General features: G+C 54.4%; 22 protein-coding genes. 2 read left to right on the top strand and 20 right to left on the bottom strand.

The genetic code is table 11. The annotated features are described in order from the left end of the window. Positions 1–21: 21 nt before the first annotated feature. From WIH05_RS01295 to WIH05_RS01270, 6 genes are all read right to left on the bottom strand, one after another. A complete protein-coding gene (locus WIH05_RS01295) occupies positions 22–435 on the bottom strand; it encodes a hypothetical protein (RefSeq protein WP_022274118.1) in 414 nt (137 codons plus the stop codon). A gap of 72 nt (positions 436–507) precedes the next feature. Then, positions 508–2,991: an ATP-dependent Clp protease ATP-binding subunit gene (locus WIH05_RS01290; protein ID WP_337424867.1), complete on the bottom strand. Its 2,484-nt coding sequence runs from the start codon at positions 2,989–2,991 to the stop codon at positions 508–510. 22 nt (positions 2,992–3,013) lie between these two features. Further along, on the bottom strand, positions 3,014–4,048 hold the full coding sequence (locus WIH05_RS01285; protein WP_022274120.1) for an arginine kinase: 1,035 nt from the start codon (positions 4,046–4,048) through the stop codon (positions 3,014–3,016). Continuing rightward, positions 4,032–4,616, bottom strand: coding sequence for a UvrB/UvrC motif-containing protein (locus WIH05_RS01280; protein WP_022274121.1), 585 nt, complete (start codon positions 4,614–4,616; stop codon positions 4,032–4,034). Before WIH05_RS01280 ends, WIH05_RS01285 begins: the two co-directional genes overlap by 17 nt. A gap of 12 nt (positions 4,617–4,628) precedes the next feature. Next, entirely contained in the window at positions 4,629–5,006 is a 378-nt protein-coding gene (locus WIH05_RS01275; RefSeq protein ID WP_158357310.1) for a GntR family transcriptional regulator, read from the bottom strand. Positions 5,007–5,088: 82 nt separating this feature from the next. Beyond that, positions 5,089–6,162 (bottom strand): cell wall binding repeat-containing domain protein, encoded by a 1,074-nt coding sequence (locus WIH05_RS01270; RefSeq protein ID WP_022274123.1) that lies wholly within the window; start codon positions 6,160–6,162, stop codon positions 5,089–5,091. A 111-nt stretch (positions 6,163–6,273) separates the two neighbouring features. Here WIH05_RS01270 and WIH05_RS01265 point away from each other — a divergent pair, with 111 nt between their 5' ends. Continuing rightward, positions 6,274–6,474: a hypothetical protein gene (locus tag WIH05_RS01265; protein WP_022274124.1), complete on the top strand. Its 201-nt coding sequence runs from the start codon at positions 6,274–6,276 to the stop codon at positions 6,472–6,474. 106 nt (positions 6,475–6,580) lie between these two features. On the opposite strand, the gene WIH05_RS01260 is transcribed toward WIH05_RS01265, so the two are convergent. The 10 genes from WIH05_RS01260 to WIH05_RS01215 all read right to left on the bottom strand — a co-directional run bounded on the left by WIH05_RS01260 (position 6,581) and on the right by WIH05_RS01215 (position 15,148). Then, the gene (locus tag WIH05_RS01260; protein ID WP_337424866.1) at positions 6,581–7,861 is read right to left on the bottom strand and encodes an adenylosuccinate synthase; all 1,281 of its coding nucleotides are present in this window, start codon (positions 7,859–7,861) and stop codon (positions 6,581–6,583) included. Positions 7,862–7,987: 126 nt separating this feature from the next. Then, positions 7,988–8,890 (bottom strand): LysR family transcriptional regulator, encoded by a 903-nt coding sequence (locus tag WIH05_RS01255; RefSeq protein WP_022274126.1) that lies wholly within the window; start codon positions 8,888–8,890, stop codon positions 7,988–7,990. A gap of 14 nt (positions 8,891–8,904) precedes the next feature. Beyond that, a complete protein-coding gene (gene purB, locus WIH05_RS01250) occupies positions 8,905–10,335 on the bottom strand; it encodes an adenylosuccinate lyase (RefSeq protein WP_022274127.1) in 1,431 nt (476 codons plus the stop codon). Positions 10,336–10,355: 20 nt separating this feature from the next. Further along, complete coding sequence (purC, locus tag WIH05_RS01245; protein WP_215652911.1) at positions 10,356–11,072, bottom strand: phosphoribosylaminoimidazolesuccinocarboxamide synthase; 717 nt, start codon at positions 11,070–11,072, stop codon at positions 10,356–10,358. 121 nt (positions 11,073–11,193) lie between these two features. Then, entirely contained in the window at positions 11,194–11,553 is a 360-nt protein-coding gene (locus WIH05_RS01240; protein ID WP_215652910.1) for a hypothetical protein, read from the bottom strand. 28 nt (positions 11,554–11,581) lie between these two features. Next, positions 11,582–11,971, bottom strand: coding sequence for a hypothetical protein (locus WIH05_RS01235; protein ID WP_022274129.1), 390 nt, complete (start codon positions 11,969–11,971; stop codon positions 11,582–11,584). A 57-nt stretch (positions 11,972–12,028) separates the two neighbouring features. Then, entirely contained in the window at positions 12,029–12,781 is a 753-nt protein-coding gene (gene dapB, locus WIH05_RS01230; RefSeq protein WP_022274130.1) for a 4-hydroxy-tetrahydrodipicolinate reductase, read from the bottom strand. A gap of 23 nt (positions 12,782–12,804) precedes the next feature. Next, positions 12,805–13,689, bottom strand: coding sequence for a 4-hydroxy-tetrahydrodipicolinate synthase (gene dapA, locus WIH05_RS01225; RefSeq protein WP_022274131.1), 885 nt, complete (start codon positions 13,687–13,689; stop codon positions 12,805–12,807). A gap of 142 nt (positions 13,690–13,831) precedes the next feature. Beyond that, entirely contained in the window at positions 13,832–14,317 is a 486-nt protein-coding gene (locus tag WIH05_RS01220) for a cob(I)yrinic acid a,c-diamide adenosyltransferase (RefSeq protein ID WP_022274132.1), read from the bottom strand. Positions 14,318–14,521: 204 nt separating this feature from the next. Next, positions 14,522–15,148: a single-stranded DNA-binding protein gene (locus tag WIH05_RS01215; RefSeq protein WP_022274133.1), complete on the bottom strand. Its 627-nt coding sequence runs from the start codon at positions 15,146–15,148 to the stop codon at positions 14,522–14,524. Between the two features lie 266 nt (positions 15,149–15,414). On the opposite strand from WIH05_RS01215, the gene WIH05_RS01210 reads away from it, so the two are divergent. After that, positions 15,415–16,263 (top strand): YihY/virulence factor BrkB family protein, encoded by an 849-nt coding sequence (locus tag WIH05_RS01210; protein WP_337424864.1) that lies wholly within the window; start codon positions 15,415–15,417, stop codon positions 16,261–16,263. 233 nt (positions 16,264–16,496) lie between these two features. Here the strand turns inward: WIH05_RS01210 and WIH05_RS01205 are convergent, their stop codons facing one another. The 4 genes from WIH05_RS01205 to WIH05_RS01190 form a co-directional block, all read right to left on the bottom strand. Beyond that, entirely contained in the window at positions 16,497–17,294 is a 798-nt protein-coding gene (locus tag WIH05_RS01205) for an ABC transporter ATP-binding protein (RefSeq protein WP_022274134.1), read from the bottom strand. Beyond that, a complete protein-coding gene (locus WIH05_RS01200; protein WP_022274135.1) occupies positions 17,294–18,217 on the bottom strand; it encodes an ABC transporter permease in 924 nt (307 codons plus the stop codon). The genes WIH05_RS01205 and WIH05_RS01200 overlap by 1 nt, the downstream gene beginning before the upstream one ends. A 30-nt stretch (positions 18,218–18,247) precedes the next feature. Then, positions 18,248–19,327 (bottom strand): ABC transporter substrate-binding protein, encoded by a 1,080-nt coding sequence (locus tag WIH05_RS01195; RefSeq protein WP_022274136.1) that lies wholly within the window; start codon positions 19,325–19,327, stop codon positions 18,248–18,250. Positions 19,328–19,533: 206 nt separating this feature from the next. After that, positions 19,534–19,986, bottom strand: coding sequence for an NUDIX hydrolase (locus WIH05_RS01190; RefSeq protein WP_022274137.1), 453 nt, complete (start codon positions 19,984–19,986; stop codon positions 19,534–19,536). Between the last annotated feature and the right edge of the window lie 76 nt (positions 19,987–20,062).

Here is a 20,062-nt window from a genome sequence, read left to right as displayed (position 1 = left end):
ATAATATCCTTTCTTTCCTGCTTACTTCCGGATCACTTTCACTTCCACGGCCTTTCCCTCGGAAAGCTCCACGGAAAGGCTCAGCTTTCCGCTCATGTTGGTCTTCATGCCGCCGATGGCTGCGCCGTCCTCAAACACCTCATATTCCATGTCGTCTTCCAGCTGGATCGTGATCTGGGCGTCCTCTGTTCCCTCCACCTTAAAGGATACCTCTGTGTCCTTTACGGAAAAATCGGTCACTGCAGTTCCCGGAACAGACTCGTATACGAACATGCCGTTGCGCTCCAGTTTTGTGATCTCCTTAAAGGTCTTTACTTTATAAAGATCTCCGTCATGCTCGAAATCCTCGGCTTTGGATTTCACGTCCAGGGAATAATTGCCAAAGCTGATGTTCCCATTCTCTTCTGTACGGATTAATTCATTGATCACTGACATAATACTTAGTCTCCTTTTGTGTATTTCCTAAAACTTCTGCGGTCTTTTATGATCCTTTTCTGATCACTTTTATCATACCACAACCCTATCCTGTTTTCTAGCAGTTTGTGGGTGCCTGGCAGAAAATTTAAGCTGTCCGTCCTTTAAGAGGAGCTTCACCGAATCTCCCTCTCTTACCCTTCCTTCCAGGACGGCCTCCGCCAGCTTATCCTCCACCAGGTTCTGGATGGTGCGCCGCAGGGGCCTTGCCCCGTATTTTTCATCATAGCCCTTTTCCACCAGGAAATCCTTCACATCCTCCCCGGCGTTTAAGCGGATGGACATCTGCTGCTTCGTCCGCTTTCCGACGGTATTTAACATGATGGAAACGATCTCCTTCATATGGGTCTTATTGAGGGGATGGAACACGATGATCTCGTCGATCCTGTTTAAAAACTCCGGCTTGAACAGCCGTTTTACCTCATCCATGACCCCCGTTTTCATCCTGGTATACCTGGCCTTTTCATCATCCTGGGAGGTGAAGCCCAGGTGCCTGGGGGCGATGATATTCTCCGCTCCGGCGTTGGAGGTCATGATCACGATGGTATTCTTAAAATCGATCTTATGTCCCTGGGAGTCGGTGATATGACCGTCGTCCAGCACCTGGAGAAGGATATTGAACACGTCGGGATGGGCTTTTTCCACCTCATCAAAAAGGATCACCGAATAGGGATTCCTCCGCACCTTTTCACTCAGCTGTCCGCCTCCCTCATAGCCCACATAGCCTGGCGGGGAGCCGATCATCTTGGATACGCTGTGCTTTTCCATATATTCGGACATGTCCACCCGGATCAGGGCATTCTCTGTCCCGAACATGGCCTCGGCCAGAGCCTTGCAGAGCTCTGTTTTCCCAACGCCGGTGGGTCCCAGGAATAGGAAGGAGCCGATGGGCCGTCTGGGATCCTTAAGGCCCACTCGTCCCCGCCGGATGGCTTTGGAAACGGCGGTCACGGCCTCCTCCTGGCCCACCACCCGCTCATGGAGGATCGATTCCAGCTTTAAGAGGCGCTCTGTCTCCTCCTCCTTCAGCTTGCTCACGGGGATCTTCGTCCAGCCGGAGACCACGTCCGCGATCTCTGTCTCGTCCACGAAAAGGGTCCTGGAATTTTTCTCTTCCTCCCACTTTTCCCGGAGCTTTCCGATCTTCTCCCGCTTCTTTTCCTGCTTTTTCTTTATTTCTCCCGCTTCCTCATAGGCCTCGGACCGGATGGCCTCCTCTTTGGCCTTTTCCAGCTCCCTGATCTCCGCCTCCAGCTCCTTTACGCCTCTGGGCTCCACAAAAACCGAAAGCCGCACCTTGGAGGAGGCCTCGTCGATCAGATCGATGGCCTTATCCGGCAGGAACCGGTCATTGATATACCGGGAGGACAGGCGGACGGCCGCTGTCAGGGCGGCGTCGGTGATGGTCACGCGGTGGTGCTCCTCATACCTGGGGCGCAGGCCTTTTAAGATGGCCACAGCCTCCTCCTCTGTGGGCTCCTCCACGGTCACCGGCTGGAACCGGCGCTCCAGGGCCGGGTCCTTTTCGATATACTTCCGGTATTCCTCGATGGTGGTGGCTCCGATCAGCTGGAGCTCTCCCCGGGCCAGGGACGGCTTTAAGATATTGGAGGCGTCCAGGGCCCCCTCTGCGCCGCCTGCGCCGATGATGGTATGGATCTCGTCGATGAACAGAAGCACATTTCCCGCTTCCCGCACCTCGTTCAGCACATTTTTGATCCGTTCCTCAAATTCTCCCCGGTATTTGGAACCGGCCACCATGCCGGAAAGGTCCAGGATCACCACCCGCTTTCCCCGGATGGTATCCGGTACGTCCCCGGCTGTGATCATCTGGGCCAGGCCCTCGGTCACCGCCGTCTTTCCCACGCCCGGCTCTCCGATGAGGCAGGGGTTATTTTTCGTCCTGCGGCTTAAGATCTGGATCACCCGGCCGATCTCATGCTCTCTTCCGATGACCGGATCCAGCTTTCCCTCGGATGCCAGCTTTGTAAGATCCCGGCTGTATTCGTCCAGCACCGGCGTATCCGCCTTTCCATCCCTTCCGCTCCGGCCCTGGACCAGCTCCTCACGGCCGGCGGCTCCTTCCTCTCCCATGGCGGACAGAAGATCGATATAAAGCCTCTGGATATTGATGTTTAATGTATTTAAAAGCCGCACAGCCACACAGTCCGTCTGCTTTAACATCGCCATAAGGATGTGCTCCGTTCCGATGAGCGGGGCATGGAAGCGGACCGCCTCCCTGTAACTGTTTTCCAGCACCTTCCTGGCAATGGGCGTATAGCCCTCCCGGTCACGGATCTGGGTGGGCTGGCTGGAGGACACCAGCTTCTTCTCCAGCTCCAGGACCCGCTCCAGCTTCACGTCTCCGGCCTCCAGGACCCTGGCTGCCGTTCCCGTGCCCTCCTTCATGAGTCCCACCAGGATATGCTCGGTCCCCACAGTCCGGGAACCCGTTTCCTCTGCGGCCTCTGTGGCCAGGATCAGGGCCTCCTTTGCTTTCTCTGTATATCGCTCCATAAAGTTCCTTTCATTCCTCCTGTCAGATGATTTCCGGCAGACGGGCCCTTAAAAAGTCTGCCCGTGCCGCATCCAGCTCCTCACGGCTCAAGGGTCTCTCTGCCTGGCTTAAAAGATTCGCCGGCTGGATCCCCAGCATGAGCCCATAGACGGAGCATGGCTCCTTCATTTTCAGTATCCCGTCGGCAGCTCCCGCCATGATCTGGGATAAAAATTCCATGGCGTCCTTTCTGGTCAGCCTTCTGGCATATTTTAACACTCCATAGGATTTATACGCCTCGTCTGCGCAGGCCACCGGCCTCTGGCCCATGGCAGTCCGCCGGAGCCGCCGTTCCTGGGCGTCCAGCTCCGCCGCCGCTTTGGCCACCAGGTCCACGATCTCCTTTTCCGTCTGGCCCAGGGTCTTCTGGTTGGAGATCTGGTAAAGAGAGCCGGGATTTTCCTCCCCCTCTCCGTAAAGGCCCCGGACCAGGGTCCCGAAACGGCCCATGTCTGAGGTAAGGCTGTTAAAATTCTTACGCCTGGAAAGGGCCGGCAGGTGTAAGACCACCGATGCCCTGAGTCCCGTTCCCACGCTGGTGGGAAACGACGTCAGATATCCGTATTTTTCATCAAAGGAATATTCAAACCGGCTGCCCAGAAGCTCCTCCATCTGGTCGGCCCGCCGGTAGCACTCTGTCAGGGCGGCTCCCTTTTCCACTGCCTGGATCCGTATGTGATCGTCGTCGTTTATGGTGATCCCCAGCCGCTCATCCTCAGATAAGACCAGGCCTGCGGCCGCCTTTTTCTTTGAGACCCCGCGGCTTATGGCCCTGCGCTCTAAAAGCGCCGTCCGCTCCAGGTCCGGGATCCGGTCCAGATATAAATAGCGGCTGCGGCTGCCGGAAAAGGCCCCTGACTCCTTCACGCCGTTCATGAGCCTTCCCGTCATTTCCACGCTCTGTTCCTTTGTCATCTTTCCCGGAAAAGGATATTCCCTCCAGTTCCTCACCAGCCGTACCCGGCTGCAGATCACGCTGGAGCCCTCTTTTTCCGGCACATCAAACCATTTTTCCATTCTGGTCTGCTTCCTCCTTCAGTCCCCGGATCTCATCCCGGAGCCTTGCGGCCTCCTGGTAATCCTCCCGCCGGACCGCGTTTTTAAGCTGTAAGGAAAGCCTCTGGATCCGGTCCTCTCCCGCTTCCGGGGCTTTTGCTTCCTGGTCCCCCAGATCTTCCCCGGAGGCCGTCCTTTCTGCCGTGTCCCCATACGCGGCGGGCCGTTTCCCCACATGGCGCTCGCTGCCCTGGAGATGCCGGATATTTTCGCCGATCAGCGGATCGAACACGCTGTAACAATCCTCGCATCCAAACCGGCTGTTCTTTACAAAGTCCTCATAGGTGGTGCCGCAGACAGGGCAGACCACGCCTGCAAAACGGTTCTCATCCCGGGCTGTATCCGGGATCCCAAGAAGCCCCGAAAGCAGCTTTCCCAGAGGAAATTCTCCCTCAAACAGAGCCGAATACTGCCCCAGGTCCAGCTTTCCGGCACACTGGGCGCAGAGGTTGTGCTCTGTTTTCACTCCTCCGGCCACCTCCACATATTTTACGGTCGCTTCCCGCTTTCTGCATTGTTCGCAAAGCATAGGCTTCCTCCTTTATTCCTGCCCCAGGAACTCATCATAGAGCTCATCCACCAGGGCGTGGACCTGGTCCCGGCCCACATCCCGGCAGATCCCCCGGGCAACGATCAGGGCCAGATCATCCTTCATTTCGTCCATGGCCCTCAGTTTATCCATATCCAGGGCAATGACGGCCCCCCGCCTCCGGTCCAGGCGCAGGAAACCTTCCTGTTTTAACACAGAATATGCTTTATTGACCGTATGCATGTTAATTCCGATCTCGTCCGCAAGCTGTCTCACCGAAGGCAGGCTGTCTCCCTCATGCAGCGTTTCCGTGGCGATGCCCCGGATGATCTGGTTGCAGAGCTGTACGTATAAAGCCTCCTCGCTTTCAAAATCGATCTTTAGTATCATCCACTCACCGTCTTTCCTGTAACAACTGTTATATTCATATAGTAACAGCTTGCATCCCATCCGTCAAGCGGTACTTTCTTCCCTAGCGCGTCCTGGTGCCGTCCTCGTTCCGGGTATCCAGGATCTTTTCAAAGATCCAGCAGATATCGTCCAGCAGCACCTCCATCTGCGGCCGTTTCTCCTCGTCCATATAATCGGCGTACAAAAGGCCGAACATGGTCTGATAATCGTCGTAAAGGGCCTCGGGAATATCCGTCATCTCCGACAGCTCATAGGAGCGGCGGCGCACCCACCAGGAAAAATCGTAATCCCGCAGTTCCTTTTTCATATTCAGGTACATATATTCCCCAAATCCGGCCCAGATGGCGTCCGGCTCGGAAAAACGCAGGTAATGGTCCGCCTTGCTGAGCTTATGGCGGATATAGTACCGGTCTCCGGTCTCCTCATCCTTAACGGCCCCGTAATATCCCTTCTCCGGACAGTAGATGAACTTATAGCCGTCGTCTAAAAACTTCTTTCTCCAGCCTGCCGGAAGGGCGTTGATCTTTTCAGCGATCTCGTCTTTTACGGTCTCCTCCACAGAGATCTTTCCTCCATCCTGGCCTTCTGCCGTAATGAAGTACTGCTCGTCGGGCTGGCCGTCCATATTAAAATAGTAGAAGCCCACATATTCGTTTCCCACCATGCTGCCGTCCTCATGGAAATAGAATTTCCGGCCGCCGATGGTCTTTGAGGCTTCCAGGTTCAGAACGCCGGAGGAATTGAACCAGTACCACTTTCCCCCGATCTCCTGCCAGTGGATCCGCACGTTTCCGTTTTCATCATAATAATACCATTTTTCATCCCCGTCGCCGGTGTAGCAGCTCCAGCCCTCCGCCAGGGCGCCTCCGTCCTCAAAAAAGTACCGGAGATTGCCCACCTTCTGCCATCCGGTCTGCATATAAGAATCGGACCCGAAATGGTACCACTCTCCGTCGATGTCCTCCCAGGTGCCCGCCGCCATGCTTCCATCGGACCGCTCATATTTCCACCGGTTCCCGTCGGGGATCCAGGTCCCGTCGGCTCCAAAGGCGGTGCATACGGCCTGGAGTGAAAAAAGCGCTCCCAGGGCCGCTGCTGCCATCCATTTTCCTTCGTATGGTTTCCTGTTTTTCATATTTCCCTCCAAAAATCTGTTCTCGTCCTTTCCAATCCTCTGTGTCTGCGCTATAATAGCTCCAGTACAGGCAGCCTGCCCATACAATCTGCTTATGAAAGGAGGATCCTCATGAAACGAATCCTTGCCTGGGCCGGGATCCTGGCCGCAGCGGCCGCATTCCTGGCTCTCATCGTCCTGGCTGTCACCGGAGCTCCCGCCAACATCCTCATGGCTCTTGTTTTTGTGGTAATGATCGTTCCTGTCCTTATTTACGGCTTTCTCATGTTCGTAAAGCTGAAAAAAGACGACCGGGATAAGGATATGGAGTAGCTCCATTATACCCTTTTTCCCGGCCGTCTGCAACGGCGCTTTCTTTCCGTTTTCTTACTGTTTTCTGAAACTCTCTTCTGTCCCCGCGCTCTGTGGGGAGCGCCGCTTACCTTCTGAAGATGATGTCGTCCCTTCCCGGTCCGTTGGATACCATGGTCACCGGAACGCCCAGCTCCTCTTCAATGGTCTCCACATATTTCCGGCAGTTTTCCGGCAGCTCCTCGTATTTCTTAATGCCCCGGATCTCGCATTTCCAGCCCGGAAGCGTCTTATACACCGGCTTTGCCCGCTCCAGATCCGGAGTGGTGGGGAAATCCCTTGTGATCTTTCCGTCGATCTCGTATCCCACGCAGATGGGGATCTCATCCAGATATCCCAGAACGTCCAGCACCGTCAGGACAGCCTCTGTGGTTCCCTGGATCCGGCAGCCGTACCGGGTGGCCACGGCGTCAAACCATCCCATCCGTCTGGGACGGCCTGTGGTGGCTCCGAACTCGCCTCCGTCTCCTCCCCTGCGCCGCAGCTCGTCAGCCTCGTCTCCAAAGATCTCGCTGACAAAGGCCCCTGCGCCCACAGCGCTGGAATACGCCTTTACAACGGTGGTGATATTTTTGATCTCATAGGGCGGGATCCCGGCGCCGATGGCGCCGTAGGCAGCCAGTGTGGAGGAAGAGGTAACCATGGGGTAGATCCCGTGGTCCGGGTCCTTTAAGGAGCCCAGCTGGCCCTCTAACAGAATATTCTTCCCTTCCTTTAATGCATCATGCAGATATCTGGAAACGTCGCATACATAGGGCGCGATCATCTCTTTATATTCCATCATGGTATCGAACAGTTCTTTCGGATCCAGCAGCGGCTTATGGTATAAATGCTCCAGCAGCACGTTCTTTAAGGCGCATACGTTCTCCAGCTTCTCCATCAGCGCAGTCTCGTCCCCGAACAGCTCACAGACCTGGAAGCCGATCTTTGCATATTTATCTGAATAAAACGGTGCAATGCCCGATTTCGTGGAACCGAAGGACCTTCCCGCCAGTCTGGCTTCCTCGTACGTATCAAACAGGATGTGATACGGCATCATGATCTGGGCCCGGTCTGACACCAGGATCCTGGGCATGGGAACGCCCTTGCTGGTGATGTCCTTCAGCTCGCCGACCAGATACGGGATATTGAGGGCAACCCCGTTTCCGATGATGCTGGTGGTATGATCATAAAAAACGCCGGACGGAAGGATGTGCAGGGCAAACTTCCCATAATCGTTGATGATGGTGTGGCCCGCATTGCTCCCTCCCTGGAAGCGGATGATGATATCGGACTCCTTTGCCAGCATATCGGTGATCTTGCCTTTTCCCTCGTCGCCCCAGTTGGCTCCTACGATTGCTCGAACCATTGTTGATCCTCCTTTGGATGTGTGTCGGTCTGCCAGAGCTCTTTCTGATCTCTGACGCATCCTTAGTGTATACCAGAAAGGTCCATAAGTAAAGAAAATATTACTTATATTCTCCATAATTCCTCATTATATTCCCAATGCTCCCAGCACCTCCAGAAACCGTTCCCCTGCCGGAGAAACGGGATTCTTCCGATCCGTTACAATACAGATCTCCCGGTCCGGCATCCTCTCACCAAAGGTCAGCTCAAAAAGCTCTCCGGCTTCGATCTTCTCCCTGGCAAATTCGTCCATCACACAGCCAATGCCCAGATTCCGCATGGCAAACTGGACCACCATATCGCTGGTGGCCAGCTCAAACTCCGGCTCCAAAAAAATACCCCGCTCTTCCAGAAACTGGTCCATAAACCGCCGGGTACTGGTATTCTTCTCCAGAAAGATACAGGGCAGATCCATTAAAGCCCCGTACTCCAGCCGTTTTCCTTTGAGGCTCTGGTACTGGCTTCCGGCAACAAAAACGTTCCGGATCTTTTTCACCGGCCTGATCGCCACCTCCGGTCTGGCGTCGAATGGCGTGCTGACCACACCGAAATCGATCCTTCCCTCATACAGGGACTGGATGGTCTCCGGCGTCGGGGCGTTGGACACCATGACCTTGATATTGGGATACCGGCCATGAAACCGCTCCAGGTGGGGGAGCAGGTAAAACTGCAGGGTCATATCACTGGCCCCGATGCGTACCTCACCCATGTCCAGGTCCACCAGCCGCCTTAACATCCGCTCTCCGTCCAGGAGATTTTCGATCCCCCGCTCCACATAGGGGAACAAAAGCTCTCCCTCGGCCGTCAGCCGGACGCCCTTCTGGGTCCGGATAAAGAGCTGGCTGTTTAACGCCTTCTCCAGCTGTTTCACCGCCTGGCTCACCGCCGGCTGGGAAATGCAGAGCGCCTCTGCCGCAGCGGTGATGCTGCCGAGACGCCCTACATAATAAAACACTTTATAATATTCCGTATTGATACTGCTGGTATCCATGAATAAACGCCAGCCTATACGTTGATCTCAGCCTTGATGCCGAGAAGATCCTTATTTTCCTCCAGAACGGGACGGATCACCTCATCCAGGAACTCCTCCACCTGCTGGGGAGCGCGGCCCACGTACTTTTTCGGGTCCATGGTCTTTTTAAGCTCCTCCAGGGTCAGATTGAAGGACGGATCTGCGGCGATCAGCTCCAGAAGATTATTGTCCCTGCCTTCCGCCTTTACATTCCTTCCGGCCTCCATGGAAAGCTCCCGGATCCTCTCATGGAGCTCCTGACGGTCCCCGCCGGCCTTTACTGCATCCATCATGATGTTTTCGGTCGCCATAAACGGCAGCTCGGACATCAGGCGCTTTTCAATGACCTTGGGATATACCACCAGACCGTCCACCACATTCAGGTAAAGGTCCAGGATCCCGTCCACGGCCAGGAAGCCCTCAGGGATGGAAAGCCGCTTGTTGGCAGAATCATCCAGGGTCCGCTCAAACCACTGGGTGGAAGCCACCAGCATGGGGTTCATCATATCTGCCATCACATAGTTGGCCAGGGAAGCGATCCGCTCGCTCCTCATGGGATTTCTCTTATACGCCATGGCAGAGGAACCGATCTGGTTCTTCTCAAAGGGCTCCTCCACTTCCTTTAAGTGCTGGAGGAGACGGATGTCGTTGGAGAATTTATGGGCGCTCTGGGCGATGCCCGCCAGGACGGAGAGCACGCGGCTGTCCACCTTCCGTGAATACGTCTGGCCGGAAACCGGGAAGCAGCCCGTAAAGCCCATCTTCTCCGCGATCATCTGATCGGCCTTCCGGCATTTTTCATGGTCCCCGTCAAACAGCTCCAGAAAGCTGGCCTGGGTTCCGGTGGTCCCCTTAGAACCTAACATCTTCATGGAGGAGATCACATAGTCCAGGTCGTCCAGATCCAGCTTTAACTCCATAAGCCATAAGGTGGCCCGCTTTCCCACAGTGGTGGGCTGGGCCGGCTGGAAATGGGTAAAGGCCAGGGTGGGCTGGTCCTTATACTTCTCCGCAAAGGAAGCCAGCTCTGCCATCACGTTCACCAGCTTCTTCCTCACCAGCTTAAGGGCCTCTGTCATCAGGATAATGTCTGTATTGTCCCCCACATAGCAGGAGGTGGCGCCCAGGTGGATGATCCCCTTGGCGTTGGGACACTGGAGGCCGTAGGCGTATACGTGGGACATAACGTCGTGGCGTACCAGCTTTTCCCTTTCCTTTGCCACATCGAAGTTAATATCGTCCTTGTGGGCCTTCAGCTCATCGATCTGCTCCTGGGTGATCGGCAGGCCCAGTTCCTTTTCCGTCTCAGCCAGGGCGATCCAGAGCTTTCTCCAGGTGCGGAATTTCTTTTCCGGGGAGAAGATGTACTGCATTTCCCTGCTTGCATATCTCTCAGAGAGAGGGCTTTGGTATCTGTCGTACATGATATTCCTCTTTTCCTATACTATTTTCTGTCCTCGATCCCAAGGCGTCTGAATACCTCGTTGTATGCGTCCTCCACGTTGCCCATGTCTCTTCTGAAGCGGTCCTTGTCTAGCTTCTCATGGGTCTCCTTATCCCAGAGACGGCAGGTATCCGGGGAAACCTCGTCAGCCAGGATGATCTGGCCCTTGTGGCGGCCGAACTCGATCTTAAAGTCCACCAGGTCGATGCCCAGGCTGTCAAAATATTTCTTCATCACTTCGTTTACCTTGAAGGCGTATTCTGTGATGGTGTCGATCTCTTCCTCAGTGGCCAGCTCCAGGGACAGGGCATAATATTTATTGATGAACGGATCGTGAAGGTCGTCGTTCTTATAGCTGAACTCCAGAGTGGGGCGCTTGAACACGATGCCCTCTTCCACACCCATCTTTTTTGCAAAGCTGCCGGCAGTGATATTCCGGATGATGACCTCCAAAGGAACGATCTCCACCTTCTTTACTGCTGTTTCCCGGTCGGAAAGCTCCTCCACGTAATGGGTGGGGATCCCCTCCTTCTCCAGAAGCTTGAAGATGTGGTTGGTCATTCGGTTGTTGATGGCTCCCTTGCCGACGATGGTGCCCTTTTTCAGACCGTCCATGGCAGTGGCGTCATCCTTATAATCTACGATCAAGATGTCAGGATCTTCTGTTGTATAAACCTTTTTTGCTTTTCCTTCGTACAGTAAATCAACTTTTTTCATTCCTTTGCCCATCCTTTTCTTTTGATAGTTGGTAACTGGTTCATTTATAAGCTGTTCAAATAAAACAGCAACAGTTCAGAAGGAATTATAATACATCATCCTGGGAAAATCAAGAATAACTTTACGGCCCGGCTGTTTCCGTCTCTGTTTTTCTGTGAAACCAGAACAGGGGGCCTCCGGACTCGATCCCAATGCCGAACACCTCGCCTGACCGGTCCCCCTCCAGCTCCGGCGGACCGTCTGCCGCTTCCCTTGAAACCTCCACCACTGTATGCCTCTTTATATAGAAAGAAGCCGCTGCCAGAAGCTCCAGGACCAGCAGGAGCCTTATGAAAAACCAGAACGCTTTCCTTCTTTTTTCTCTTCTGTATCCATGCCGCCACGGATGGTACGGCCTGTATACATAGCGGATGGCTCCACCTCCTTTTCCTATGTAACCAGAATACCATATTTCCCTGGGAATAAAAAGAGGGAGTCCCACATTTTTCGTGTTACTCCCTGTCCCCTGTTTACTGGCCGCCTGCGGTGCCGGATGCCCCGCCTCCCGTGGTCTGGCCGGTCGTTCCGTCCCCGGTCCCATGGGATGTGCCGTTTTCTCCTGCCCCGGTGGTCCCGGTGGTGATCTCCTCCATTCCATCCTTCACATCATCCACCATATCCCGGATGACGCCGCCGCTCTCTCCGTCTGTCCCGCTTTCGCCGGAGGGAAGGTCAACGCCTGTGGCCGAGGTCCCTGGCACCTCCTCTGTGGCCCTGCTTCCGGGAGCCGTGGAAGACTCCTCCCGTCCGGAGCTTTGTCCTGCGGTGCTTCCATTGGTATCATTTCTTCCGCAGGCAGCGGCCGCACAGACAACAGCAGCCAGCATAATGCCAAAAGTGATCCGTCTGATCTTTTCCATAATAAAAAATCTCCTTTCTTTCTGCCTTAGTATGCACGAAAGAAAGGAGAATATGTATCAGCCGATCACATCGGCCATGTCGTACATGCCCGGAGCTTTTCCTGCCAGGAATTTGGCTCCCTGGACTGCGCCCTTGGCAAAGATGGCCTTGGAATACGCCGTATGCTGGAAGGTGACCACCTCGTCCTGTCCCGCAAAGATCACGTCGTGCTCGCCCACAATGGAGCCGCCGCGGATGGCCTGGATGCCGATCTCTTTTTTATCGCGCTTCACACGCTCGGCAGTCCTGTCGTATTTATAGTGGTATTCGTTCCCCAGGCTCTCATTGACCGCATCGGCCAGGGCCAGGGCCGTTCCGCTGGGAGCGTCCACCTTCTGGTTGTGGTGCTTCTCCAGGATCTCGATATCAAAGCCCGCCTCTGCCAGCACAGGAGCCGCCTGCTTTAAGATCTTAAATAAAAGGTTCACACCCAGGGACATATTGGCGGACCGGAGTACCGCCGTGGTCTCTCCAAGGGCCTTCACCCGCTCCAGCTGCTCCTCCGAAAGCCCTGTGGTACATAAGACCACCGGCGTCTTCGTTTTTTCACAGTAAGCCACAACGCCGTCCGTGGCCTTCGCAGAAGAAAAATCGATGACCACATCGGCCGCCGGACACTGGTCCAGGGTTTCGTATACCTCATAATCTGCCAGCTTTAAGGGATTCACGTCCACACCGGCCACGATCCGGATCCCGTCGTCCTTTGAAACGATGTCCGTGATCACTCGGCCCATGGCTCCGTTGCAGCCGTTTAAGATCGCATTTACCATAATTATGCCTCCAAAACAGAAATTTATAAAAGTCCGAATTTTTCCATTTCTTTCCTTAAAAGCTCCTGATGATCCGGTTCCATCTCTGTCAGCGGAAGCCTGGGCGCTCCCACCTGTTTCCCCATGAGATTTAAGGCCGCACGCACGGGGATCGGATTCACCTCGCAGAACAGGGCCTTAATGAGGGGCAGAGCCTTTAACTGGAGCTTTCTGCTGCCCTCTAGGTCTCCCTGGAAAAACTTTTCACAGATATCATGGGCCGTTCTGGGCGCAATATTGGAAAGGACAGAGATCACTCCTTTTCCTCCCAGAGCTAAGAGCGGCACAATCTGGTCGTCGTTGCCGGAATACAGATCCACGGCTCCGTCTGATAACTGCATGATCTCCGCAATAGCGGAAAAGTTCCCGCTGGCCTCCTTCACGCCTACGATATTGGGCACGTCCCGGCAGAGGTCCACGATGGTCTGCGGAGCGATGTTTACGCCGGTACGGCTGGGAATATTATAAAGGACTGCGGGGATCTTAATGGCGTTGGCCACAGCTGTAAAGTGAGCTTTTAATCCATTCTGGGTGGCCTTATTATAATACGGGGACACCAGAAGCACGCCGTCGGCTCCCGCTCCTTCCGCTTCCTCAGAAAGGGTGATCGCCGTCTTTGTGCAGTTGGAGCCGGTTCCCGCGATCACGGGGATCCTTCCCTTCACTCTCTCACAGGTAAAGCGGATCACCTCCAGATGCTCCTCCTCTGTGGTGGTGGCAGATTCTCCGGTGGTTCCCATGGAGACGATACAGTCCGTATGGCCTGCGATCTGCTCCTCAATGAGCTCATCCAGTTTATCAAAGCTGATCTCGCCGTTTTCTTTAAATGGTGTTACGATGGCAACACCTGCACCTTCAAAAATAGCCATATGCTCCTCCTCCAAAAAAGAGCCGACATCCGCCAAGACGCCAGCTCCAAAACTTCATCCCTCGTTTTCCATAATCCTATCATCAATCCAGGGAATTGTCAACTTTTAAATTTCCGCCTGTCAGGCCCGGGATCTCCGGCCATTACAGATTTTCCACATAGGAGATCTGATCCGCATACTGCCGGATCTCATCGGGGCAGACCCGTCCGGTCATGATCAGATCCGTCTCGTCGTCCGCAGACTGGAGGAAGCGGATAAATTCCTCCCTGGAGATCACCTCCTGGTCCACCAGGCCCAGGACCTCGTCCAGGATCAGCAGGTCACACTCTCCCGTAGCCATGACCTTTTTTGCAAAATTAAAGCCGTTCCTCAGATTCATGGTCTCTTCCTTTTTCTGGTCCTCCGGAAGATCCTCAAAATAGCATCGGGAACGCTCGAAACGAAACACCTTCATCTCCAGATCCATGCGCTCCAGGATCTCCAGGCTCCTTTCCTCCAGAACGCCCTTTAAAAACTGCACGATGATCACCTTTTTCCCGGCCAGGGCTCCCAGCAGTCCATACCCCACTGCGGAGGCAGATTTCCCATTTCCGGGACCATAGATTATGCGTATCGTATTTTTTCTCATGTCCAGCACCTCATCCTTTATGTACGATCCGTTTTCACAGATATATTCAGTAAGATGGATCTAAGCCCGCATATCTTAACACACTTTTTCGTATTTTGCAAGTTTTCCTTAAACAGGAGCTAAAACCGCCCTGGGGCTTCCCTGTCTGCGGCGGGCCGCCTCTTCAGGAAACCTCCCTTCTGCCGGACCCTGCGGTCTCCCGGATCACTGGCAGCATTCCAGCTTGCTGACCGATACCTCATACGCCGTTCTCTTCTCACACTCGGTCTCACTGAGCTTTTTCGTGTATTCCCGGCTCTGGACCCGGCCCCAGATCTGGATCCTGGTCCCCACGGAAAATCCCGAGGCAAACCGGGCGTTCCTTCCCCAGGCAATGCAGGGAATGTAGTCGGACTTCCCATAAGGACGGTTCACGGCCACCAGAAGGTCCGCGATCTCTCGTCCCAGGGGCGTTTTCCTGTATATGGGCTCCTTACATATGTATCCGTCCAGAAAGATCTGATTGGTCTTGGTATAATCGGTAAATTCCTCTAAAAACTGTACCTCCCGCACGAACACAGAAAGCACCAGTCGGTTTTTCACGCCTTCATGGCGGTTATAGGAACGGAACTGACCGTCGGCCTCGATGGTGCAGCCCCGGTAATCCCTTGTCACATCCATAAGCCGCTCCGAAACCATAAGAGGGATCACATCCGCCTGCTCGCTGAGCCGGTTGACGGAAAGATCCACAAGATAAAATCCCTCCCCAAACACTGCATGGCTGAATGTAAAGTCTGATACGATGGTTCCGATGACCGTGACCCTGTTGTTTTCCATAACTTTTTCTGACATAGTATTTCTCCTTTATTCGATATGATCAGTTCTTCTGACCGGCCGTTCTCTCCGGCACACTATAATATGTATTCAGCCGTTTCTTTTCTTAGAACAAAAAGATCCATGTTTCGCTCGACATAAACCGCCATGGTTCTCCTTGTCATTTTTCTCCCGTCATGCTAATATCTTTTTATGATACCAGGACTCCGATGCCGGCCAGCAGAAAGGCCCCGGCTCCCGGACCGGTACCCCCGTACCCATATTATGGAAAGGAGACTTGCCTTATGATCCGTTTTTTACTGGAATGCAGACGGCTCTTTGAAAAATATTCCAAAGACGAAATGTCCGTCTATGCGGCCCAGGCCTCCTTTTTTATCATCCTGGCCTCCATCCCTTTCCTCATGCTCCTTTTGTCCCTGATCCAGGCCACGCCTCTGGTGAACGAGTCCGATCTTCTGTCCCTGGTGGTCCAGATGGTGCCGGATACCCTGGATGGCCTGGTGGTCTATGTACTGGACAGTCTCCATTCCGACTCTCCCATGGCCCTTTTGTCAGCCACGGCCATTGCAGCCCTCTGGTCCTCATCCCGGGGAATGTTAAGCATCGAGCGGGGCTTAAACCGGGTCTGGGGCACAGGGATCCAGAGAAACTATATCGTCCGCCGGATCATCTGCGCCGGATATACAGTCCTTTTTTCCCTCATGTGTCTTTTGTGCATGGCGCTCCTGGTGTTCGGGGAGCAGATCCAGAAACAGGTCTGGGCCTGGATCCCCCTGATGTCCACCTTTGATTTCCTGGCCTTTCCTGTGAGAGGACTGGTCACCCTGGCTATTTTATTTGTATTTTTCCTGGCTATTTATGCGGTCCTTCCTTTCCGCAGGCTTTCCGTTAAAAGCCAGATACCGGGAGCTGCCTTCGCATCCGTGGGCTGGGCCCTGTTTTCCACCGCATTCTCCATCTACTTCCGGTATTTTAAAAATTTCACTGTGACCTACGGAAGCCTGGCGGCAGTGATCCTAATGATGCTGTGGCTGTATTTCTGTATCTGTATCCTGTTCATGGGCGCGGAGATCAACTGGTGGTGGGAGCTTCACGCCCCATCCCGGAACTGGAGCCGGCCCGGGCAGCCATAAGGAACTGCCGCAAAAAAGGAAGGCTGAAAGGGAAATGCACCCCTCTCAGCCTTCCTTTTATCTTATCTGCATATCCTGGGCAAGTCAGCTCTGTTCCCGGTCTCCGGACCAGTCCCAGTCCGACGGCTGACATTCACAGAAGCGCCAGCCGCTAAGATGTCCTGGAGCTGTCCCCGGTCCGGGACGCCGCTCGAGAAACCGTCTCCCGGCCCTCCAGAACCTGTCTGGATCCCTTACTTCGCCAGCATCATCCGGTCGTTGGCGAACTCGCCGCCGCTGGCCTCTCCAAACTTCTTTAACAGATCCTCCACCTGGAGGTTCTTTTTTTCCTCTCCCGCCACATCGTAAATGATGCGGCCCTCGTGCATCATGATCAGACGGTTTCCGTACTGGATCGCGTCCTTCATGTTGTGGGTGACCATAAGGGCAGTCAGCTCCCGCTCCTTTATGATCTCATCGGTCAGCTCCAGTACCTTTTTGGCGGTCTTGGGATCCAGGGCCGCCGTGTGCTCGTCCAGAAGGAGGAGCTTGGGTTTTTCCAGAGTCGCCATCAGAAGTGTCAGCGCCTGGCGCTGTCCCCCGGAAAGAAGACCCACCTTACTGGTCATCCGGGTCTGGAGCCCCAGCCCCAGCTTCGTCAGGGCTTCCCGGTAAAAATCCTTTTCATTGGCCTTGATCCCCCAGGAAAGCCCCCGCTTTCTTCCTCTCCGGAGCGCCAGAGCCAGATTTTCCTGGATCTCCATGCCTGCGGCTGTTCCCCGCATGGGATCCTGGAACACACGCCCGATGTACTGGGCCCTTTTATATTCCGGCTCCCTGGAGATGTTGACGCCGTCGATCTCGATCTTCCCCGAATCGATAGGATATACCCCGGCGATCATATTCAGCATGGTGGACTTTCCGGCTCCGTTTCCCCCGATGACCGTCACAAAGTCGCCGGGATTCAGGTGAAGGTTCAGACCGCAGAGGGCCTTTTTCTCATTGATGGTTCCTTTATTGAATGTTTTCCGTACATTGGTGATCGTAAGCATTATGAATCCTCCTCCCCTGTCTCCGAATATTCCTTCCTGGCCCTCCATTTTCCCAGGAGCACAGGAACGCTTAAGGAGAAGGCCACGAATACGGCCGTAAACAGGTTCATGTCATTGGTCTCCAGGCCCACCCGGAGCACCAGGGCACGGATCAGGAAGTAGATCACAGCGCCCACCACTACGGAGCTCAGTTTGCAGGCAAAGTTAATGAGCCGTCCCATGAGCACCTCGCCGATGACAATGGCAGCCAGGCCGATGACGATGGCGCCGCGGCCCATGTTGATATCGGCATATTTCTGGTGCTGGCACACCAGGGCTCCGGAAAGCCCCACCAGGCCGTTGCTTAACATCAGTCCCAGAAGCTTCATCCGCTTCACATTGACTCCCAGGGCGCGGATCATGTCCTCGTTGTTTCCCGTGGCCCGGAGAGCGCTTCCGATCTCTGTTCCGAAAAACCAGTACAGCACGGCCACAATGAGAACGGCCGCAGCCACGCCCACCAGGATCGACGCCTGGGCCTGGGTGATCCCCAGGCTGTCTCCTACGCTGGAAATGAGTGTTTTCAGCTTTAATAACGGAAGATTGGATTTTCCGCTCATGATCCGTAAGTTTATGGACCACAGAGAGATCTGGGTCAGGATCCCGGCCAGGATCGCCGGGATCTCCAGGACCGTATGCAGGATCCCCGTCACAGCGCCCGCGGCCATTCCGGCCAGCATGGACAACAGGAGCGCTGCCAGTGGATCCAGATCAAAATTAATGATCAGAGTGGCGCAGACGCACCCTCCCAGGGCAAAGCTCCCATCCACCGTCAGATCTGCGATATCCAGGAGCCGGTAGGTGATGTACACGCCCAGTACCATGATCCCCCACAGGACGCCCTGCGCCACAGCGCCCTGCATTGCAACAAGTATACCACTCATTTTTCTTCCCCCGCTTATCCTCTCTTTTTCCTATTCTACGATCTCAGCGCCTTCCAGGCCGGAAATATCGATTCCCAGGGTGTCGGCTGTGGTCTTATTGACTGTCAGCGCACAGCGCTCTGCCGGAAGGTAGCCGATGGGCATTTCCGCCACATCTGCACCCTTTGTAAGGATCTCAATGGCCTGCTCGCCGGTCATGTAGCCCAGCTGGTAGTAATCGATGCCGTAGGTGGCAAGTCCCCCGGCGTTTACCATGCCGGCCTCTCCGCAGATCACCGGGATCTGGTTGTCCGTGGCGATCATGGCAACGGTGGACATGCCGGCGGCGATGACGTTATCCGTGGGCGCATAGATCACGTCCACCTTGCCCACCATGGACTCCACCACGCTCTGGATCTCGTTGGAGCTGGGAACCGTATACTCCTCACAGGAAAGCCCCGCCGTCTTGCAGGCCTCTTCAGCCATGGCGATCTGGAGCTGGGAATTGCTTTCTGCCGAGCAGTACAGGAGGCCCACTTTTTCTGCGTCGGGAAGCAGCTGCTTCAGCAGATCGATCTGCTCCTTTACCGGCGTCAGATCCGAGGTTCCCGATACGTTGACGCCGGGCTTTTCATTGTCGTTTACCAGTCCGGATTCTGCCGGATCGGTCACCGCTGTCAGAAGCACCGGGATCTCCTCTGTCACGCCGGCCACGGCCTGGGCCGCAGGCGTTGCGATGGCAAGGATCAGATCGCTGCCGTCGTTTACCAGCTTCTCTGCAATGGTCATACAGTTGGCCTGTTCGCCGGAGGCATTCTGCTGGTCCGCCTCATAATCGATACCAGCCTCGTCCAGGGCGGCGAAAAAGCCCTTGTTGGCAGCGTCCAGAGCGTCATGCTGGACCAGCTGGAGCACACCGATCTGATACGTTTCTCCCGATGCGTCTGCCTCTCCTGCCCCGGCGGCTTTGGAGGTCTCCTGCCCGGAGCTTTCCGCTCCCGCTTCTTTTGCCTCACTCTTTGCAGCCGTTTCTTTTGCGCTGTCTTTACTTCCGGAGCCGGAACAGCCTGCCAGCGACATGGCCATGGCTCCCGCCAGAATTAAGGATAATACTTTCGCGTTTTTTCTCATAATACAGATTCTCCTCCGCAATAAAATTCATAACACAGATTGTACTACAAAAAAACTATTACGTCAACAGTACATAACTTTAAATTTCATGAAGTTCAACGTGTTAAAGTCAGATTCCGACAAATATCCATAGCTCCTGCCTTCCAGCAGGGAAAAAGGGCAGAAAAAAGGAAGGCGCGTCCATGGGCCCACGCCTTCCTTTGCCTTTAAAAATATTTTTTGTTGCCCCAGAGGTTACTCCGCTTCAGATCCAGGTACTCGTTATAGGCTTTTTCCAGGATCTGCTTCTCATTGGAGAATTTCAGAAGATGGTAGGCCTCATAGAACTTATAGTATCCGGAATCCACAAAGTATTCCTCCCGCTGTGGTTTGCTGTAATAACTGTCTGCCATCATCAGATACCAGTGTACATCCTTTTCCACCGTATCCTGGGGCGTGCTGAAAGAATACTGGCTCTTTCCGATATATTTAATGATCGAAGCGGTAACGCCAGTCTCCTCCTTCACCTCCCTGAGGGCGGTTTCCTTAAACTCTTCGCCCGGTTCCACAGTTCCCTTGGGCAGGACCCAGCCTTCATATTTATTCTTGTAATTCTTATAAAGGACCAGGATCTTGCCGCGAAATATAACCACACCGCCACAGCTCGTTGCCTCTATCATTGCAATCCCTCCTGTTGTAAGACGCCAGAGAGGCCGCCTTATTTGGTGTGTCTGATACGCTGGGACTAGTATACTT

Source organism: Alitiscatomonas sp., assembly GCF_037242085.1.
GTDB classification, from domain to species: Bacteria; Bacillota; Clostridia; order Lachnospirales; family Lachnospiraceae; genus Alitiscatomonas; species Alitiscatomonas aceti.
This window is presented reverse-complemented; position numbering and strand designations above follow the sequence as displayed.

What these genes read in the sequence shown, in the direction of transcription:
- WIH05_RS01295 (WP_022274118.1), bottom strand. Translation starts at nt 435, where the DNA reads ATGTCAGTGATCAATGAATTAATCCGTACAGAAGAGAATGGGAACATC.
- WIH05_RS01290 (WP_337424867.1), bottom strand. Translation starts at nt 2,991, where the DNA reads ATGGAGCGATATACAGAGAAAGCAAAGGAGGCCCTGATCCTGGCCACA.
- WIH05_RS01285 (WP_022274120.1), bottom strand. Translation starts at nt 4,048, where the DNA reads ATGGAAAAATGGTTTGATGTGCCGGAAAAAGAGGGCTCCAGCGTGATC.
- WIH05_RS01280 (WP_022274121.1), bottom strand. Translation starts at nt 4,616, where the DNA reads ATGCTTTGCGAACAATGCAGAAAGCGGGAAGCGACCGTAAAATATGTG.
- WIH05_RS01275 (WP_158357310.1), bottom strand. Translation starts at nt 5,006, where the DNA reads ATGATACTAAAGATCGATTTTGAAAGCGAGGAGGCTTTATACGTACAG.
- WIH05_RS01270 (WP_022274123.1), bottom strand. Translation starts at nt 6,162, where the DNA reads ATGAAAAACAGGAAACCATACGAAGGAAAATGGATGGCAGCAGCGGCC.
- WIH05_RS01265 (WP_022274124.1), top strand. Translation starts at nt 6,274, where the DNA reads ATGAAACGAATCCTTGCCTGGGCCGGGATCCTGGCCGCAGCGGCCGCA.
- WIH05_RS01260 (WP_337424866.1), bottom strand. Translation starts at nt 7,861, where the DNA reads ATGGTTCGAGCAATCGTAGGAGCCAACTGGGGCGACGAGGGAAAAGGC.
- WIH05_RS01255 (WP_022274126.1), bottom strand. Translation starts at nt 8,890, where the DNA reads ATGGATACCAGCAGTATCAATACGGAATATTATAAAGTGTTTTATTAT.
- purB (WP_022274127.1), bottom strand. Translation starts at nt 10,335, where the DNA reads ATGTACGACAGATACCAAAGCCCTCTCTCTGAGAGATATGCAAGCAGG.
- purC (WP_215652911.1), bottom strand. Translation starts at nt 11,072, where the DNA reads ATGAAAAAAGTTGATTTACTGTACGAAGGAAAAGCAAAAAAGGTTTAT.
- WIH05_RS01235 (WP_022274129.1), bottom strand. Translation starts at nt 11,971, where the DNA reads ATGGAAAAGATCAGACGGATCACTTTTGGCATTATGCTGGCTGCTGTT.
- dapB (WP_022274130.1), bottom strand. Translation starts at nt 12,781, where the DNA reads ATGGTAAATGCGATCTTAAACGGCTGCAACGGAGCCATGGGCCGAGTG.
- dapA (WP_022274131.1), bottom strand. Translation starts at nt 13,689, where the DNA reads ATGGCTATTTTTGAAGGTGCAGGTGTTGCCATCGTAACACCATTTAAA.
- WIH05_RS01220 (WP_022274132.1), bottom strand. Translation starts at nt 14,317, where the DNA reads ATGAGAAAAAATACGATACGCATAATCTATGGTCCCGGAAATGGGAAA.
- WIH05_RS01215 (WP_022274133.1), bottom strand. Translation starts at nt 15,148, where the DNA reads ATGTCAGAAAAAGTTATGGAAAACAACAGGGTCACGGTCATCGGAACC.
- WIH05_RS01210 (WP_337424864.1), top strand. Translation starts at nt 15,415, where the DNA reads ATGATCCGTTTTTTACTGGAATGCAGACGGCTCTTTGAAAAATATTCC.
- WIH05_RS01205 (WP_022274134.1), bottom strand. Translation starts at nt 17,294, where the DNA reads ATGCTTACGATCACCAATGTACGGAAAACATTCAATAAAGGAACCATC.
- WIH05_RS01200 (WP_022274135.1), bottom strand. Translation starts at nt 18,217, where the DNA reads ATGAGTGGTATACTTGTTGCAATGCAGGGCGCTGTGGCGCAGGGCGTC.
- WIH05_RS01195 (WP_022274136.1), bottom strand. Translation starts at nt 19,327, where the DNA reads ATGAGAAAAAACGCGAAAGTATTATCCTTAATTCTGGCGGGAGCCATG.
- WIH05_RS01190 (WP_022274137.1), bottom strand. Translation starts at nt 19,986, where the DNA reads ATGATAGAGGCAACGAGCTGTGGCGGTGTGGTTATATTTCGCGGCAAG.